Here is a 14,376-nt window from a genome sequence, read left to right as displayed (position 1 = left end):
GGTTGCGGGATAAAGTGTTTCACCGCAAACCGTTCACTGGCGGCTTGACAAGACCCTGAAGGATTCGCCCGAAACCGCCGAGTGAGGATTAGTGGAGCTGCGCCGACGATGAACGAAATCGCGTCCCCCGGTCAGTTGCGTTTGGCCTATCTGCGCTGGGCGCTGGTCACGGTTCCGGCGATCGTGTTCCTGGGCTTCCTGTCGGGCAAGCTGGCCAATAGTGGCTATGGCAACCGCTGGTTTGACGCGCTGGTGAAGCCGGACTTCATGCCGCCCGGCTGGGCTTTTGGCGTTGCGTGGACGATCCTTTACATCCTGATGGGTCTTGCTCTGGCCATCGTCATTCATGCGCGGGGAGCGCGGGGCAGGGCGGTGGCCATCATCCTGTTCCTGATCCAGCTGGCGCTCAACCTCGTCTGGTCGCCGCTTTTCTTCCGCGCGCATCAGGTCGATAATGCGCTTGGGTTGATCATCGTCCTTTTCGTCGCCGTGGCCGTAACTGCGTGGCTGTTCTGGCGCATCAGACGCGTCGCGGGGCTGTTGCTGCTGCCTTATCTGGCGTGGCTGGGCTTTGCATCGGCGTTGAATTATGAGATCGGGCGCCTCAACCCGGATGCTGAGACCCTTGTCGCGCCCGCGCTCAAGACCCAGATATGACATCATCGTGGCGCACATTTGCGCGCCAGCAAACAAGGACATTCAGATCATGCAGAGCGAAAACCGCTTTTTCGACGACCTTGCCAAGCTGGTGAACGGCGCTGCGGGAACAGTCGCTGGCATGAGCCGGGAATTTGAAACCAACGCCCGGGAAAAGGCCAAGCAGTGGATCGGCGGCATGGATTTCGTCAGCCGCGACGAATTCGATGCCCTAAAGGCGCTGGCGGCGGCGGCCCGTGAAGAGGTTGAATTGCTGAAGGCCCGGATCGACGCGCTGGAAGGCCGGTCGGCTGAACCAGTGACAAAGACCGTCCGCTCGCCAAAGCCCAAGGCAGGCGACGCGGAATAAGCAGGCTTCGCCGCCTGTCCGTTGGTTTTCTGCAACGATCGCCTATTTTGATGCGTTTCCCTCAGTCGGTGGTTTCCTTGCCGCCGGGAAATGCTCTATGGCCAGCCAATGATGGACAGCGACGAATTTGAAAATGGCGGCCAGGAGGCCGCGCCGATCGATATGCTGGCCGCCTATTTCGAAGCGAATGGGTGGAGTTTCGATCAGGTTGGCGAGGATGAGATCGTCGCCAGCACGCAGGGTAGCTGGGCGCAATATGAGCTTCGCGGCATCTGGCGCGACGAAGATCAGGTGCTGCAATTGCTGGCTCTGCCCGACATTCGCGTGACGGAAGAGAAACGGGCGACGATTTACGAAACGTTGGGCCTGATCAACGAGCAGCTTTGGCTAGGCCATTTCGAGCTTTGGTCGTCGAGCGGCATCGTGCTGTTCCGGCACGGCGCTCTGCTGGGCGCGGGGGGCGTGTTGACGCTGGATCAGGCGCAGATACTGGTCGAAACCGCGATCGACGAATGCGAGCGCTTCTATCCTGTGTTCCAGTTCGTCCTATGGGGCGGCAAGAGCCCCGCGGAGGCGATTTCCGCCAGCCTGATCGAGACGCGCGGCGAAGCCTGAGGATTGTCCATGACACAAGCTTGGCCCGCGCACCTGTTCATGGTCGGCTGCGGCAACATGGCTGGGCAAATGCTCGCCCGATGGTTGGCATGCGGTCTTGATCCGGCGAGCGTCACCGTGTTGCGGCCGAGCGGCCGTGCTGTCGCGGACGGGGTGCGGGTGGTGACAGACTATCCTGCATCGCTGCCAGCGCATGCGACGGTGCTGTTGGGAATGAAGCCCTATCAGCTAGACGATGTAGCAGCCTCGCTTGCGCCGCTTTGCGTGGCTGACACGCGCATTGTCTCGATATTGGCCGGGACCCCGGTTGCGGACCTGCGGCAGCGTTTCCCGGTGGTTCAGGACATTGTTCGGGCGATGCCTAACCTGCCTGTAGCTTTGGGGCAGGGTGTCACGGGACTGTACGCCGACGGCGCGGTGTCCCACTCAATCCGCAGCGAAGTGGACGCGCTTATAAAGCCATTAGGTACGGCCGAATGGATCGATGACGAAGGGCAATTCAACGCGCTGACCGCCCTGTCAGGCTGTGGACCGGCCTTTTTGTTCCGTTTTATCGATGCGTTCGCGCGTGCAGGGGAAGCGATTGGACTTTCAGCCGATCAGGCCGCACGGATGGCGCTCGCCACCGTCCAAGGTTCTGCGAGCCTTGCTGCCCAAGCAAGCGAAAGTCCGGCGATACTGGCCGACCGCGTGGCTAGCCCCGGCGGGATGACGCGCGAAGGGTTGAACGTCCTCGACGCGGATGATCGGCTGTTGAAACTCCTCACCGACACCTTGGCTGCCGCCCGCGACCGGGGCGAGGAAATCGCCCGCGCGCGCTGATCCGCGGTTCCGATGCGATGGTGGCGCGTTTAGACTGAATGCACCTGCCTAAGTTGGGGAGTTCGCCATGCTGGCTGTGAATACGCCGATCCTGGTTCTCACGACGGGCGGGACGATCGACAAAATCTATTTCGATGCCTTGTCGGACTATAAGGTCGGCGAAAGCGTCGTCGCCAAGTTGTTGCAGATTGGCGGGGTGAAGCGTCCCTTTCGAATAGAAGAGGTGACGCGCAAGGATAGTCTGGAGCTGGACGACACCGACCGGACGCTGATCCGCGAGCGGGTGATTACAGCGCCGGAAAGCCATATTGTCATCACCCATGGCACGGACACCATGACGGAGACAGCCAAGGCTCTTGAGGGCGTGAAGGGCAAGACGATCGTACTTGTCGGCGCTCTCGCCCCTGCACGCTTTGGCGAGAGCGACGCCAGCTTCAACCTCGGCATGGCGTTCGCGACAGCTCAGATTGCCGATCCTGGTATCTACATCAGCATGAGCGGATCGGTGTTTCGGGCGGATCAGGTCGTCAAGGATCGATCAAAAGGCGCGTTCGTCCCGCGATAAGCGCCGATATCGGCATCAGCTTTGCGGTGCCTTCTGCCAGTGCTGCGGACCGCTTACCGTATCAGGAGGGATTGGCGCTGGAGTGAGGCCGTTGTTTTAACGTCATCTTCGCGTCTCCGCGCCTCCGCGTGAATATCATTGGCGCAGAGCCCGCAGAGGCTCAGAGCGCGCACGGGAATGCAGATTTTTCTCTGCGCCTTCTGCGGCCTCTGCGCGAGAAATAGGCTGTCGTCGCGCCGACTGAGCATGATCCAGGAACCGCCTCCGCCATTGCGCATTATTCGTGCGGGTGGCGTAACGATGAGGAGGATATTCATGGCCGATTATCAGGAGCGTCCAGCGACGACGACTACGATAGTTGAGCGGCGCGGCGGTGGCGGCACGGCGATTGCGGTGCTGCTGCTGGTAGTGGTGGTGGCGATTGCCGCCTTTTTCCTGATCAGCAGTCAGACGCGCAAGGATAGCGCGGTCGAGAGCGCTGCCACGCAGGTCGGCCAAGCCGCGAGCGATGTTGGAAGCGCTGCCAAGGATGCAGCCGACAGCGCGAAGGGTGAATAAGCCGAACAGCTCTATTAGAGCGGCATGCCTTTTATCCGAATCCCTCAACCCCGTTCGGGCTGTCCGAACGAGTCACTTGCCTCGTTCGAATGTCGAAGCCCCTTCTTTCTGAAAGAAGTAGAGCCGTTGGCTTCGCCGGCCTTCGGCTCGATAGGCTCAGGGCGAATGGTAAAACAAGGTAGGGCTGATTTTAAAGCTCGAAGCTCCAGCGGGCAGAAGAAAGGGCGCTCCAGATCGGAGCGCCCTTTCTAAGTTCATTCACCTGCCGTTGTCGGCTCGGTTGAATTTCGTTCAGCCTTCCACCTTGGCATATTTCGGCGCGGCTTCATTCAGGATGCGCAGGATCTTCTTGAGAGCGCTCGGCTCATCCGTTTCTTCCATCGCAGCCAATTCGCGAGCGAGGCGGCTGGACGCGGCTTCGAAAATCTGCCGTTCGGAATAGCTCTGCTCAGGCTGATCGTCGGCGCGGAACAGGTCGCGGGTCACTTCGGCAATCGACACCAGGTCGCCCGAATTGATCTTCGCTTCATATTCCTGCGCGCGGCGCGACCACATGGTGCGCTTGACCTTCGGCTTGCCCTTCAGCGTTTCGATCGCTTCTTCCAGGGTCTTGTTCGACGACAGCTTGCGCATGCCGACGCCTTCGGCCTTGTTGGTCGGCACGCGGAGCGTCATGCGCTCCTTTTCGAACCGGAGCACGTAAAGCTCCAATTCCATGCCCGCGATCTGCTCCTTTTGCAGTTCGACCACCCGGCCAACACCGTGCTTGGGGTAAACAACATAATCACCAACGTCAAAGGACAGCGCCTTGGCAGCCATTTGAAACCTTTCTAATTCTACCGGAGACGGATATCGCCGCGTCACAGATGCGCAGAGTAGCACAAGCCGAGGATTCCACGGCGCCACCGTCAGGACATGAGCAAATACTCCAGGACGGAATGCGACCGTTTCCGCCTCTTGACCCTTATTTAGCAGATTCGTAACAAAATTGCCACCCCCAGACGCAAAATCCGGGAGTGGGCCTCATGCCGAAACGCTAGGGGTAGTTTGTCAGCGACGATCTGGCATCAATATCATGATCGACAATGATGGACTTTCAGGATCGGGACGCGCCGTCCTGCTCGTCGCCGCCGCATCCGATCAGCTGCCAGAGCCGGGCTCGGGCGAGAAGAACTTCTCCAACTTGTTCTCGACGCCCTTCATCTCGTCAGCGTCGGCAGGCGCATCGCCCTTGACGGTGATGTTGGGCCATTCAGCCGAGAATTTGGTGTTGAGTTCCAGCCACTTCTCCAAACCATTCTCCGTATCGGGCAGAATGGCTTCGGCAGGGCATTCAGGTTCGCACACGCCGCAATCGATGCACTCGTTGGGATTGATGACCAGCATGTTCTCGCCCTCGTAGAAACAATCGACGGGGCAGACCTCGACGCAATCCATATATTTGCAGCGGATGCAGTTGTCGGTCACGACATAGGTCATGGATCAGCACTCTATAGGGGTTCGACAGCGGCGGCCCTGCTATGCCCGGCGCGCGCGAAGGTCAATGAGGATATTTTTGTCTCCCTAATCGCCCAGCTTCAGTTCCTCATAACATGTCTGAGCTTCTGGCGCTGGCCCCCGGCGTCCCGGAAGTTCCACGACGCGGACCACGCGTACCCCGCTGGGGTGAGGAAATGTGATGAGATCGCCCGCGCGCACGGGCGAATGGGCGCGCTCGATGCGGCGGCCATTCAGGCGGATATGACCCTCTTCGGCCAATTTCTGCGCCACCGACCTGCTTTTGGCGAGCCGGGCGAACCACAGGAATTTGTCGATGCGCAGGCTCGGTCCATGATTGCCGAGGGGTGCGCCTTCAGCCATTGCGGCCAAGAAGCTCCGCCAGGCCCGCAAAGGCATTGTTGCCCGCTGGCGCCGCCGCACCAGTCGAAGCGGGGCGGGAAGGCGCGCCACGCGCAGGAGCGCTGCGCCGGTTAGGTCCACGGACTTGCTGCTGATCCGGTCGCGCTTTTTGCCGACCACGGAAGGTCCAGTTCGCCCCGCCCTCGGTCGCTGGCTCGACAGGGCGGAACCCAGCCAGGCGCATCAATTGCAGGAAAGCAGGTTCGTTAAGGCCGAGCGAGACGATCTGCGGGCTTTGGGCGGTGAAGGCCTCGCCCTTCGCGATCGCTTCATGGGCGGCGCGGGCCATGCGCTCCGCCATGTCGATTCGCAGCATCTGATCGTCGAAGCCGCGGAAGCCGGCGATCCGGGCACCCATCTGTTCCGCCTTTTCACCCGTCGGGATAAGCGTCAGGCCGGGCAGGGGCAGGGGCAGGCATGGTTTGGCGATGCGCGCCGCCAGCAGCGCCGCGCGCCATCGTGCCGCTCCGGGCTTCAGAAGGCCCGGATGATAGATGTCGAGCACTCCGATATCGATCCCCGCACGACGCAGCAGGTGGCGTTGATCCTTTTCCAGATGGTTGAGCGCCGAATCGAGATCGGTCCTCGCCATGACCCCGCCAGCATCGGCCAGTTGGGCGAACACGGCCCGCACCACCGCAGGAACCGCCGGATCGGCCGCGCTGGCCGCCATCTTCACCAAGGGCAGAAGATGCTTTTCCTTTTGCGCCTCCACCCAAAGGGCGAGACGCGCACTGACCTGCTTCTGCACATCCTGACCAAGCGCCAGAAGGCCGCGATCAAGCCGGATTTCTGGCGCCAGCAGCGATGGGCCGACGAGCAGAGCCGCCACGGCATTGCCCTGCCAACCGATACCCGGCGCCTGTCCCGGCTCGTCCATCAGCACGAAATCCGTGTCGGGCGCGCCCAGCAATTCGTCAGCCTTCACTCGTAATATCCTTCCAAGACGGCGCTCCGCCGCCGCCAGCAGCATCTTTCTATCCTGATGCCGCGTAGCCGGATCGACCGAGAAACGAAATCCGTCAAGTCGCCCGATCGTCTCACCATCGACGCAGACCGTCCCGTCCTGCTCCACATCGACGGGCAAATTGCTGGCATCCTGCCCCATGTCGCGCAACAGTACAGCGGTGCGGCGATCGACAAAACGCTGCGTCAGCGCGGTATGCAGGGCGTCGGAAAGCCTTTCCTCCAGCGCGCGGGTCCGCTCTGCCATCTCGGCTGGATGCGCCAACCAGTCGGGGCGGTGGGCGATATAGGACCAGGTGCGGGCGGCGGCGATCCGCCCCGACAGCGTATCGATGTCGCCCTGCACCGAATCGAGCCGCGCGAGTTGCTGAGCGAACCAGTCGCGCGGAATGTGGCCCTGACCCTCGGACAGGAACCGCCAGATACGGCCCACGGTGCGCGCATGATGTTCCGCGCCCAGCTTCTGGAAATCGGGAAGGCCACATGCGGCCCACAGCCTTTCGACGGCCTTCTTCCCCTTGACCCGGTCGATGACCAGTGGATCGTCGGACAGCCGCCGGAGCACGGCCAGGTCCACCGCTTCGGGTGCCGCACGCAATTCGTCACGGTCGGGCCGCGTCTCCAGCTCCATGATGAGGCGGTTGACGCTGTCCATGCGGGGCTGACCTTCGCGCCAGAAGAGTTGCTCGACCGGCGGGAAGCGATGCGCTTCGATCGCCTCTATCTCTTCGGGCGTGAAGGCCGCGTCACCATCTTCATGGCCAAGGCTGCCGAAGGTCCCGTCCTTGTGATGACGCCCGGCCCGACCCGCGATCTGGGCCATTTCCGATACGGTCAGCCGCCGCGTCCGCCGCCCGTCGAACTTGCGCAGGGAAGCGAAGGCGACATGGGCGACATCCAGATTGAGCCCCATGCCGATCGCATCGGTAGCGACCAGATAATCGACCTCACCATTCAGGAACATCTGCACCTGAGCATTGCGGGTGCGGGGCGACAGCGCCCCCATCACGACAGCAGCGCCGCCACGAAAACGCCGCAGCATCTCCGCCACGGCATAGACTTCCTCGGCCGAGAAGGCGACGACAGCCGATCGCTTCGGCAGGCGCGACAGCTTCTTCGCCCCGCCATAGGACAGCGTGGAAAAGCGCGGGCGGCTGACGATTTCCACTCCCGGCACCAGTGCTTTCACCACCCGGCCGATGCTGGCCGACCCCAGGATCATGGTCTCCTCCCGACCACGCGCCCGCAGCAGTCGGTCGGTAAAGATGTGCCCACGCTCCGGATCGGAGCCCAGTTGCGCCTCGTCCAGCGCGACAAAGGCAAAGTCGCCAAGGCCGTTGGCTCCGGCCTCCCGGCCTACGCCGATCGGCATCGATTCGGCCGTGCAAAGATAATAGAGCGCGCCCGGAGGGACGATCTTCTCTTCCCCGGTGATCAGCGCGACCTGACCCGGACCTTTGATGGCGACGACGCGATCGTACACTTCGCGCGCCAGCAATCGAAGCGGAAAGCCCATCATCCCGCTGGAATGACCGCACATGCGCTCGACGGCCAAATGCGTCTTGCCGGTATTGGTGGGACCCAGCACGGCTGTGACGGGCGATCGGGCGAATGGAGCCATGATCCTCTCTATGTCGGGGATGAGTGCAGCGAGAGCAAGGGGAGGGGCGCGATTCTCCTTTGAGCGATGCAGCTTGCGTTGTTCAACGGCTGAAGGGCACGTTTCGTCGCTTGAATATGGTTAAAAAATCCGTCTTTATTTGACTTTAACCCTATGCGTTCACAACAATGCCCATGAACGCGCGGCGGGGGTCGGGCGAAATTTCAGCCCGTGGGGGGCTTTTTCAAGTGTTTCACGGTAGCCAGTTCAGTCCTCAGCAGGGGGGCGCATCCGCTTCCCTTTGGGTGACTGACGCCATCGGCAAGGGGCCGTTTACGACCGCCGATGCGCGTGACTGGCGCACCCGCCTGCGCGACTGGGCTGATGAGGTCGAACTGGTCCCCGATCTTGGCCAGCGAGTGGGTAGCCGTACATGGTTTCGCGGGCTTGCTACCTGCTTTGGGCTTTGCGCATCGGCGCTCTACCTCTCCCCCGGCGTTCAGCCTCTGCCCGGCGAGCCGGAGCCACTGCTCGCTCAGCCGCAGTTCGAGGAAGTGCGCAGCCAGATGATCACGCCGCTCGCCATGGGCGCGGACAGTGGTCGGCGGATGGGGCCGACCGATGCCGTCCAGCCTCTGCGCGAAACGCCCGAACGTCCGCAGATCGAATTGCGCGCGCAGATAGGTGGAAGTGATTCGCTTAGCCGGGCCTTGGCGAGGGCGGGGGTCAGCAATGCGGACGCTGCTCAGGTCATGGCGCTCGCCAGCGGCGATATAGCCAAGGGCCTGAAGCCGGGCACGCCGCTCGACATCGTGCTTGGCCGCCGCGCGAGCCGCGACATGCCCCGGCCGCTCGACCATCTCGCCTTCCGCGCCCGGCTCGACCTCGCGCTGGAGATCAATCGGGTGGGCGGGCTGCTGCAAGTGAAGCGCACGGCTATCCATGTCGATGACACGCCATTGCGCATTCAGGGCGTGATCGGCGACAGCATCTATCAATCCGCGCGTGCGGCTGGCGCACCGCCCAAGGCGATTCAGAGCTTCCTGCGTGTCATTGCGCAGCAGGTCGATCTGGGCTCGATCCACAGCGGCGACCGCTACGACATCATCACCGAATATCGCCGGGCGGCAACCGGCGATGTCGAAGTAGGCGACCTGTTGTTCGCTGGCCTGCACCGTGCCAGCGGCCGGGGCATCGACATGCTCAAATGGACCACCGACGGCCGCAGCCAATGGTTCGAGGCATCCGGCGTCGGGGAACGGCGCGGCGTGCTGTCCGCGCCGGTGCAGGGTCGCATGTCCTCTGGCTTCGGTATGCGCCGCCACCCGATCCTTGGCTATACGCGCATGCATGCGGGCATCGACTTCGCCGCCGCCTATGGCTCGCCCATCTATGCGGCGACCGATGGCGTGGTATCCTATTCAGGACGCCATGGCGGTCATGGCAATTATGTCCGGCTGGAACATGGCAACGGCCTTGCCACCGGATATGCCCATATGAGCCGCATCGCCGCGCGCTATGGACAGCGCGTCCGTCAGGGGCAGGTCATCGGCTATGTTGGTTCAAGCGGTCTTTCGACTGGCCCGCATCTCCATTACGAACTGTACCGCAGCGGCCGAACGGTGAACCCGCTTTCGGTCAAATTCACCACGACGGCTCAACTTGCCGGGGGAGAACTGGCGGCTTTCCGGAACCGGCTGAGGCAGTTGAAGAGCCTGCGCGTCGGCGTGCCGGTGACCATCGCGCAGAACAAGTCACAGGCTGCGGCGCCCACCCTGTAGAGCATTTAGCCGCTTCCCGTAATTGGGCCGCTTCGCTAACCCGCCTCCATGACCAAGATCACCGCCCTGCTGCTCGCCGGATCGCGCCCCGGTTCCGATCCTCTGGCGCAGGCAGCCGGTGTCGCGGTAAAGCCTCTCGCGCCTGTGGCGGGCGAGCCGATGATCAATTACCCCGCGCGGGCGCTGCTTGCGCGTCCGTCGGTCGGACAGGTCGTCATTCTCACCCAGACCCCGGAGCTATATTGCGCCGACCCCGCCACAGCCTGGCTCGGCGAAGACCCGCGCGTCCGCTTCGAACAGAGCGGAAGTGGCATAGCGTCCACATTGCTGGGCCTCCTGGAACGGCCAGACCTCCCTTTTCCGTTGCTCGTCACCACGGCGGATCATGTTCTGCTCGACGCCGCCATGCTCGACCAATTTGTGGCCGAGGCAGAAGGGGCCGACATTGCGGTGGCGATGGTCGAACGGGCGACCTCGCTTGCCCGCTATCCCTCGTCGCGGCGGACCTGGCTCAAATTCAGGGACGGCTGGTGGTCCGGCGCCAACCTCTTCTGGTTCGGCAGTGCGAAAGCGCGCGCCGTCATCTCGCTCTGGCAAGAGGTGGAGCAGGACCGCAAAAAGGGTTGGAAGATACTGGCCGCGTTCGGGCCGATCGCCTTGCTCGGTGCCATGCTGCGCCTCTCAACACTGCGCGGCGGCGTAGCGCGCATCGGCCGCCGCTTTGGCCTCGTCGCCCGACTGGTGCCCATGCGCAAAGCGGAAGCCTGCATCGACGCGGACAAGGTTGAGGATGTGGTGCTGATCGAACAGATATTGAGCGACCGCGCCTAAGCGTCAAAATCGCTTCATGCTTTTGCTGCTTTGATGGGTAGCAAATGGTGGAACGAGGCGCTAAGGGCCTCATGCGCGCGCCCCCATATAATTATTGGCGCGGACGGAGGACATCTTAAACCATGGCCGAATTCACCCTGCCCAAGAACAGCAAGATTTCCGGTAAGGGCGTGACCCACAAGGCGCCTGACGGTGCGAGCAACGTCAAGAGCTTCAAGGTCTATCGCTACGATCCCGACTCGGGTCAGAATCCGCGCTATGACACGTTCGAGATTGACCTCGACAATTGCGGTCCGATGGTCCTCGACGCGCTGCTGAAGATCAAGAATGAATATGATCCGACGCTGACCTTCCGTCGCTCCTGCCGCGAAGGCATTTGCGGTTCCTGTTCGATGAACATGAACGGCAAGAATGGCCTTGCCTGCACCACCTCGATCGAGGAGTGCGCGGGCAAGGAAGTGCGCGTCACGCCGTTGCCGCACATGGACGTGATCAAGGACCTCGTTCCCGATTTCACCCATTTCTATGCGCAGTACAATTCGATCAAGCCGTGGCTGCAAACCGTCAGCCCCGCGCCCAGCGGCAAGGAGCGGCTCCAGTCGCCCGCCGACCGTGAAAAGCTGGACGGCCTGTATGAGTGCATCCTGTGCGCCTGCTGCTCGACCAGCTGCCCGAGCTACTGGTGGAACTCCGACAAGTTCCTCGGCCCGGCGATCCTGCTTCAGGCCTATCGCTGGCTGGCCGACAGCCGTGACGAATATACTGGCGAGCGTCTCGATGAGCTGGAAGATCCCTTCCGTCTCTATCGCTGCCACACCATCATGAACTGCGCGAATGTCTGCCCCAAGGGTCTCAGCCCTGCCAAGGCGATCGCGGAGACCAAGAAGATGATGGTCGAACGGCAGCTTTGATGCAGTGAGCGACGAGGCTGGTCCTGTAAGCCGGGTGCTGGAAGGCCCTTGGGCTGACTGGCTGCGCTGGAGCGATCCGGTTCCGGAGACATTCCTCAGCACATCGGTCGGCCCCAGCTATTCGCGAGGTGATGGTGAACGCCGCGCCACGGTGGTGTTGGAAACCCGCCAGTCGCACGCCAATCGCAACGGCGCGCTGCATGGCGGCTTTCTCGCGGCCTTTGCCGACCATGCCTATTTTGCGGCGCTGGCGGCCATGGGACGTCCCGAACAGGCGGCTGCCGTCACTGTCGATCTGTCCATGCAATATTGCGGCTCCGGGAAAGTGGGCCAGCCGCTGCGCGCCGACGTCGAGGTGCTGCAGGAAACCGGGCGCTTATTCTTCATGCGCCTGACTCTTCATCAGGACGACGCGCTTGTCGCTTCCTCCACCGCTACCGTACGCAAGGTGCCAGTCCCCAAATGAGCAGCGTGATCGAGCGTTATCGCGTGCTCGTCGCGGCCGGGGAACTGCGCCCTGATCCGGACCAGCAGGCCGCCGCAGCACGGCTGAACACGCTTCAGCAGGAATTGGAAGCGGCTCCTCCTCGCGGGTCGACCTTGTGGAAATTGCTGCGAAAGGCGCCTGAGCCACCACGCGGCCTCTACATGTGGGGCGGTGTCGGCCGGGGCAAGTCGATGCTGATGGACCTGTTCTTCGACACCGTTCAGGTCAAGCGCAAGAAGCGCGCCCATTTCCACGAATTCATGCTCGACGTGCATGCGCGGCTTGCCGAGGTCCGCAAGGCGGAGAAGGGCGATCCCATCCCTCCGGTTGTGGACTCGCTCGCCGAAGAAGCGCGGCTGCTCTGCTTTGACGAGATGGTCGTGAATAATATGGCGGACGCCGCCATCATGTCACGTCTGTTCACCGGGCTGCTGGACAAACGGGTGACGGTCGTCACGACTTCCAACCGCGCGCCGGATGAACTTTACAAGGATGGCCTTAATCGTCAGCTTTTCCTGCCGTTCATCGACCTCATCAAGGATCGTCTGGACGTCCTGACCCTCGATGGACCGACCGACTACCGGCTGGACCGTTTGGGAGACGCGCAGCTTTGGCATTCGCCCAATGGTCCAGCGGCGACCAAGGCGCTGTCCGAGGCGTTCTTCCGCCTTACTGACTATCCGGTGGAGGATCGGGCGAAGGTTCCTGTGGAGGACATAGAGGTGCAGGGTGGGCGCACCTTGCATGTGCCGAAGAGCCTGAAGGGCGTTGCGGTCTTTTCCTTCAAGCGCCTGTGTGCGGAGGCGCGCGGCGCGCCGGACTATCTTGCGATCGCGCGGCGCTTTCATACCGTCATCCTAGTCGGCATCCCGGTGCTGGGGCCTGAAAACCGCAACGAAGCCGCCCGTTTCGTCACGCTGATCGACGCCTTGTACGAATATAAGGTCAAGCTGCTCGCGGCGGCCGATGCGGAACCCGCACAGCTTTATCCGCGTGGCGATGGCGCGTTCGAATTCGAACGCACGGTGTCGCGGCTGATGGAAATGCAGTCGGACGACTATCTCGCCCTCGGGCACGGCCCGAAATAACGCCGTTCGGCGCTGCGGGGTACTCATTCATCCTATTGAAAATGGCCCGGACGCTTCCTTCTGAGGGGAAGCGCCCGGCAGGTGGCCGCTGCGGGACAAGTCAGCGCCAGGGTAGGAGCGCGTAACGAACAGGGGCGAAAAGGCCATTAATGCAACTGCGAATGAATTGCAAAGATAAATCTCCCAAACCCCGTTTAGTTGGTTGAATCATTAATGAGATCAGCTTAAGCGGGCGGGCAATCCCAATTTCCGTGCTTGGAGGATGATTGCATATGGCCCGTAAGAAGATCGCGCTGATCGGCGCTGGCAATATCGGTGGTACGCTCGCGCATCTCGCCGCTCTCAAGGGTCTGGGCGACATCGTCCTCTTCGACGTGGTGGAAGGCGTTCCTCAGGGCAAGGCGCTTGACCTGTCGCAGTGCGCTTCGGTCGAAGGCTTCGATGCCAAGATCACCGGCTCCAACGATTATGCCGACATTAAGGACGCCGACGTCATCATCGTCACCGCTGGTGTCGCTCGCAAGCCGGGCATGAGCCGCGACGACCTGCTGGGCATCAACCTGAAAGTCATGAAGGCCGTGGGTGAGGGCATCGCCGCCAACGCCCCCAACGCTTTCGTCATCTGCATCACCAACCCGCTTGACGCGATGGTGTGGGCGCTGCGCGAATTTTCCGGCCTGCCGCATAATAAGGTCGTCGGCATGGCCGGCGTCCTCGACTCGTCGCGCTTCAACCATTTCCTCGCGGAAGAGTTCAATGTTTCGGCCAAGGATGTCACCAGCTTCGTGCTCGGTGGCCATGGCGACACGATGGTCCCGGTGATCGAATATTCGACCGTCGCAGGCATTCCCGTCCCCGACCTCATCAAGCAGGGCCGTTCCACCAAGGAGCGCATTGACGCCATCGTACAGCGCACCCGTTCGGGCGGTGGCGAGATCGTCGCGCTGCTCAAGACTGGCTCGGCCTTCTATGCCCCGGCCACCAGCGCGATCGCAATGGCTGAAGCCTATCTGGGCGACAAGAAGCGTCTGCTGCCCTGCGCTGCCAATCTGACCGGCCAATATGGCGTCGATAATCTTTATGTCGGCGTGCCCGTGATCATCGGCAAGGACGGCGTTGAGCAGGTTGTCGAGATCGAGCTCAACGACGAAGCCAAGGCGAACCTCCAGGTGTCGGTCGATGCGGTCAAGGAACTGCTGGAAGCCTGCAAGGGGATCGATCCCTCGCTCGCCTGAGCCAAGAGCTGC

At 62.0% G+C, this 14,376-nt stretch carries 16 protein-coding genes; 12 read left to right on the top strand and 4 right to left on the bottom strand.

The genetic code is table 11. The features are described 5' to 3' along the window. The first annotated feature begins 108 nt into the window (after nucleotides 1-108). The 6 genes from ACZ5TB_RS06600 (at nucleotide 109) to ACZ5TB_RS06575 (ending at nucleotide 3,566) form a co-directional block, all read left to right on the top strand. Complete coding sequence (locus ACZ5TB_RS06600; RefSeq protein WP_464790596.1) at nucleotides 109-657, top strand: TspO/MBR family protein; 549 nt, start codon at nucleotides 109-111, stop codon at nucleotides 655-657. 49 nt (nucleotides 658-706) lie between these two features. Continuing rightward, on the top strand, nucleotides 707-1,006 hold the full coding sequence (locus ACZ5TB_RS06595; protein WP_464779885.1) for an accessory factor UbiK family protein: 300 nt from the start codon (nucleotides 707-709) through the stop codon (nucleotides 1,004-1,006). A gap of 108 nt (nucleotides 1,007-1,114) precedes the next feature. After that, nucleotides 1,115-1,621, top strand: a complete 507-nt coding sequence (locus ACZ5TB_RS06590; RefSeq protein ID WP_464790595.1) for a type III secretion system chaperone family protein — start codon at nucleotides 1,115-1,117, stop codon at nucleotides 1,619-1,621. A gap of 9 nt (nucleotides 1,622-1,630) precedes the next feature. Continuing rightward, a complete protein-coding gene (gene proC, locus ACZ5TB_RS06585) occupies nucleotides 1,631-2,443 on the top strand; it encodes a pyrroline-5-carboxylate reductase (protein WP_464790594.1) in 813 nt (270 codons plus the stop codon). A 67-nt stretch (nucleotides 2,444-2,510) separates the two neighbouring features. Continuing rightward, complete coding sequence (locus ACZ5TB_RS06580) at nucleotides 2,511-3,008, top strand: asparaginase domain-containing protein (RefSeq protein WP_464790593.1); 498 nt, start codon at nucleotides 2,511-2,513, stop codon at nucleotides 3,006-3,008. A gap of 315 nt (nucleotides 3,009-3,323) precedes the next feature. Further along, nucleotides 3,324-3,566 (top strand): hypothetical protein, encoded by a 243-nt coding sequence (locus ACZ5TB_RS06575; RefSeq protein ID WP_196224095.1) that lies wholly within the window; start codon nucleotides 3,324-3,326, stop codon nucleotides 3,564-3,566. 291 nt (nucleotides 3,567-3,857) lie between these two features. Here the strand turns inward: ACZ5TB_RS06575 and ACZ5TB_RS06570 are convergent, their stop codons facing one another. From ACZ5TB_RS06570 to ACZ5TB_RS06555, 4 genes are all read right to left on the bottom strand, one after another. After that, the gene (locus ACZ5TB_RS06570; protein WP_097091261.1) at nucleotides 3,858-4,385 is read right to left on the bottom strand and encodes a CarD family transcriptional regulator; all 528 of its coding nucleotides are present in this window, start codon (nucleotides 4,383-4,385) and stop codon (nucleotides 3,858-3,860) included. A 321-nt stretch (nucleotides 4,386-4,706) separates the two neighbouring features. Continuing rightward, nucleotides 4,707-5,045, bottom strand: a complete 339-nt coding sequence (fdxA, locus tag ACZ5TB_RS06565) for a ferredoxin FdxA (RefSeq protein ID WP_196224094.1) — start codon at nucleotides 5,043-5,045, stop codon at nucleotides 4,707-4,709. Between the two features lie 84 nt (nucleotides 5,046-5,129). Continuing rightward, entirely contained in the window at nucleotides 5,130-5,426 is a 297-nt protein-coding gene (locus ACZ5TB_RS06560; protein ID WP_449473352.1) for an RNA-binding S4 domain-containing protein, read from the bottom strand. Next, a complete protein-coding gene (locus tag ACZ5TB_RS06555; RefSeq protein WP_464792448.1) occupies nucleotides 5,419-8,052 on the bottom strand; it encodes a helicase-related protein in 2,634 nt (877 codons plus the stop codon). The genes ACZ5TB_RS06560 and ACZ5TB_RS06555 overlap by 8 nt, the downstream gene beginning before the upstream one ends. Nucleotides 8,053-8,225: 173 nt before the next feature. Between ACZ5TB_RS06555 and ACZ5TB_RS06550 the strand changes: the two genes are divergently transcribed. The 6 genes from ACZ5TB_RS06550 (at nucleotide 8,226) to mdh (ending at nucleotide 14,364) form a co-directional block, all read left to right on the top strand. After that, on the top strand, nucleotides 8,226-9,812 hold the full coding sequence (locus ACZ5TB_RS06550; RefSeq protein WP_464792447.1) for a peptidoglycan DD-metalloendopeptidase family protein: 1,587 nt from the start codon (nucleotides 8,226-8,228) through the stop codon (nucleotides 9,810-9,812). 48 nt (nucleotides 9,813-9,860) lie between these two features. Next, on the top strand, nucleotides 9,861-10,643 hold the full coding sequence (locus ACZ5TB_RS06545) for a nucleotidyltransferase family protein (protein ID WP_464792446.1): 783 nt from the start codon (nucleotides 9,861-9,863) through the stop codon (nucleotides 10,641-10,643). A 122-nt stretch (nucleotides 10,644-10,765) separates the two neighbouring features. Continuing rightward, nucleotides 10,766-11,554 carry a succinate dehydrogenase iron-sulfur subunit gene (locus ACZ5TB_RS06540; protein WP_449473346.1) on the top strand — a complete coding sequence of 263 codons (789 nt, stop codon included), beginning with the start codon at nucleotides 10,766-10,768 and terminating at the stop codon, nucleotides 11,552-11,554. A 4-nt stretch (nucleotides 11,555-11,558) separates the two neighbouring features. After that, nucleotides 11,559-12,020 carry a PaaI family thioesterase gene (locus ACZ5TB_RS06535; RefSeq protein WP_464779877.1) on the top strand — a complete coding sequence of 154 codons (462 nt, stop codon included), beginning with the start codon at nucleotides 11,559-11,561 and terminating at the stop codon, nucleotides 12,018-12,020. Beyond that, nucleotides 12,017-13,129, top strand: coding sequence for a cell division protein ZapE (gene zapE, locus ACZ5TB_RS06530; RefSeq protein WP_464792445.1), 1,113 nt, complete (start codon nucleotides 12,017-12,019; stop codon nucleotides 13,127-13,129). Before ACZ5TB_RS06535 ends, zapE begins: the two co-directional genes overlap by 4 nt. A gap of 272 nt (nucleotides 13,130-13,401) precedes the next feature. Beyond that, nucleotides 13,402-14,364: a malate dehydrogenase gene (mdh, locus tag ACZ5TB_RS06525; RefSeq protein WP_464779875.1), complete on the top strand. Its 963-nt coding sequence runs from the start codon at nucleotides 13,402-13,404 to the stop codon at nucleotides 14,362-14,364. The last annotated feature ends 12 nt before the right edge of the window (nucleotides 14,365-14,376 follow it).

This window comes from Sphingobium sp. TomTYG74 (genome assembly GCF_055393875.1).
The sequence above is the reverse complement of the archived record's forward strand: the minus strand, read 5'-3'. Positions and strand labels throughout refer to the sequence as shown.

Coding starts and splice junctions, on each gene's coding strand:
- ACZ5TB_RS06600 (WP_464790596.1), top strand. CDS start 109: ATGAACGAAATCGCGTCCCCCGGTCAGTTGCGTTTGGCCTATCTGCGC.
- ACZ5TB_RS06595 (WP_464779885.1), top strand. CDS start 707: ATGCAGAGCGAAAACCGCTTTTTCGACGACCTTGCCAAGCTGGTGAAC.
- ACZ5TB_RS06590 (WP_464790595.1), top strand. CDS start 1,115: ATGATGGACAGCGACGAATTTGAAAATGGCGGCCAGGAGGCCGCGCCG.
- proC (WP_464790594.1), top strand. CDS start 1,631: ATGACACAAGCTTGGCCCGCGCACCTGTTCATGGTCGGCTGCGGCAAC.
- ACZ5TB_RS06580 (WP_464790593.1), top strand. CDS start 2,511: ATGCTGGCTGTGAATACGCCGATCCTGGTTCTCACGACGGGCGGGACG.
- ACZ5TB_RS06575 (WP_196224095.1), top strand. CDS start 3,324: ATGGCCGATTATCAGGAGCGTCCAGCGACGACGACTACGATAGTTGAG.
- ACZ5TB_RS06570 (WP_097091261.1), bottom strand. CDS start 4,385: ATGGCTGCCAAGGCGCTGTCCTTTGACGTTGGTGATTATGTTGTTTAC.
- fdxA (WP_196224094.1), bottom strand. CDS start 5,045: ATGACCTATGTCGTGACCGACAACTGCATCCGCTGCAAATATATGGAT.
- ACZ5TB_RS06560 (WP_449473352.1), bottom strand. CDS start 5,426: ATGGCTGAAGGCGCACCCCTCGGCAATCATGGACCGAGCCTGCGCATC.
- ACZ5TB_RS06555 (WP_464792448.1), bottom strand. CDS start 8,052: ATGGCTCCATTCGCCCGATCGCCCGTCACAGCCGTGCTGGGTCCCACC.
- ACZ5TB_RS06550 (WP_464792447.1), top strand. CDS start 8,226: ATGAACGCGCGGCGGGGGTCGGGCGAAATTTCAGCCCGTGGGGGGCTT.
- ACZ5TB_RS06545 (WP_464792446.1), top strand. CDS start 9,861: ATGACCAAGATCACCGCCCTGCTGCTCGCCGGATCGCGCCCCGGTTCC.
- ACZ5TB_RS06540 (WP_449473346.1), top strand. CDS start 10,766: ATGGCCGAATTCACCCTGCCCAAGAACAGCAAGATTTCCGGTAAGGGC.
- zapE (WP_464792445.1), top strand. CDS start 12,017: ATGAGCAGCGTGATCGAGCGTTATCGCGTGCTCGTCGCGGCCGGGGAA.
- mdh (WP_464779875.1), top strand. CDS start 13,402: ATGGCCCGTAAGAAGATCGCGCTGATCGGCGCTGGCAATATCGGTGGT.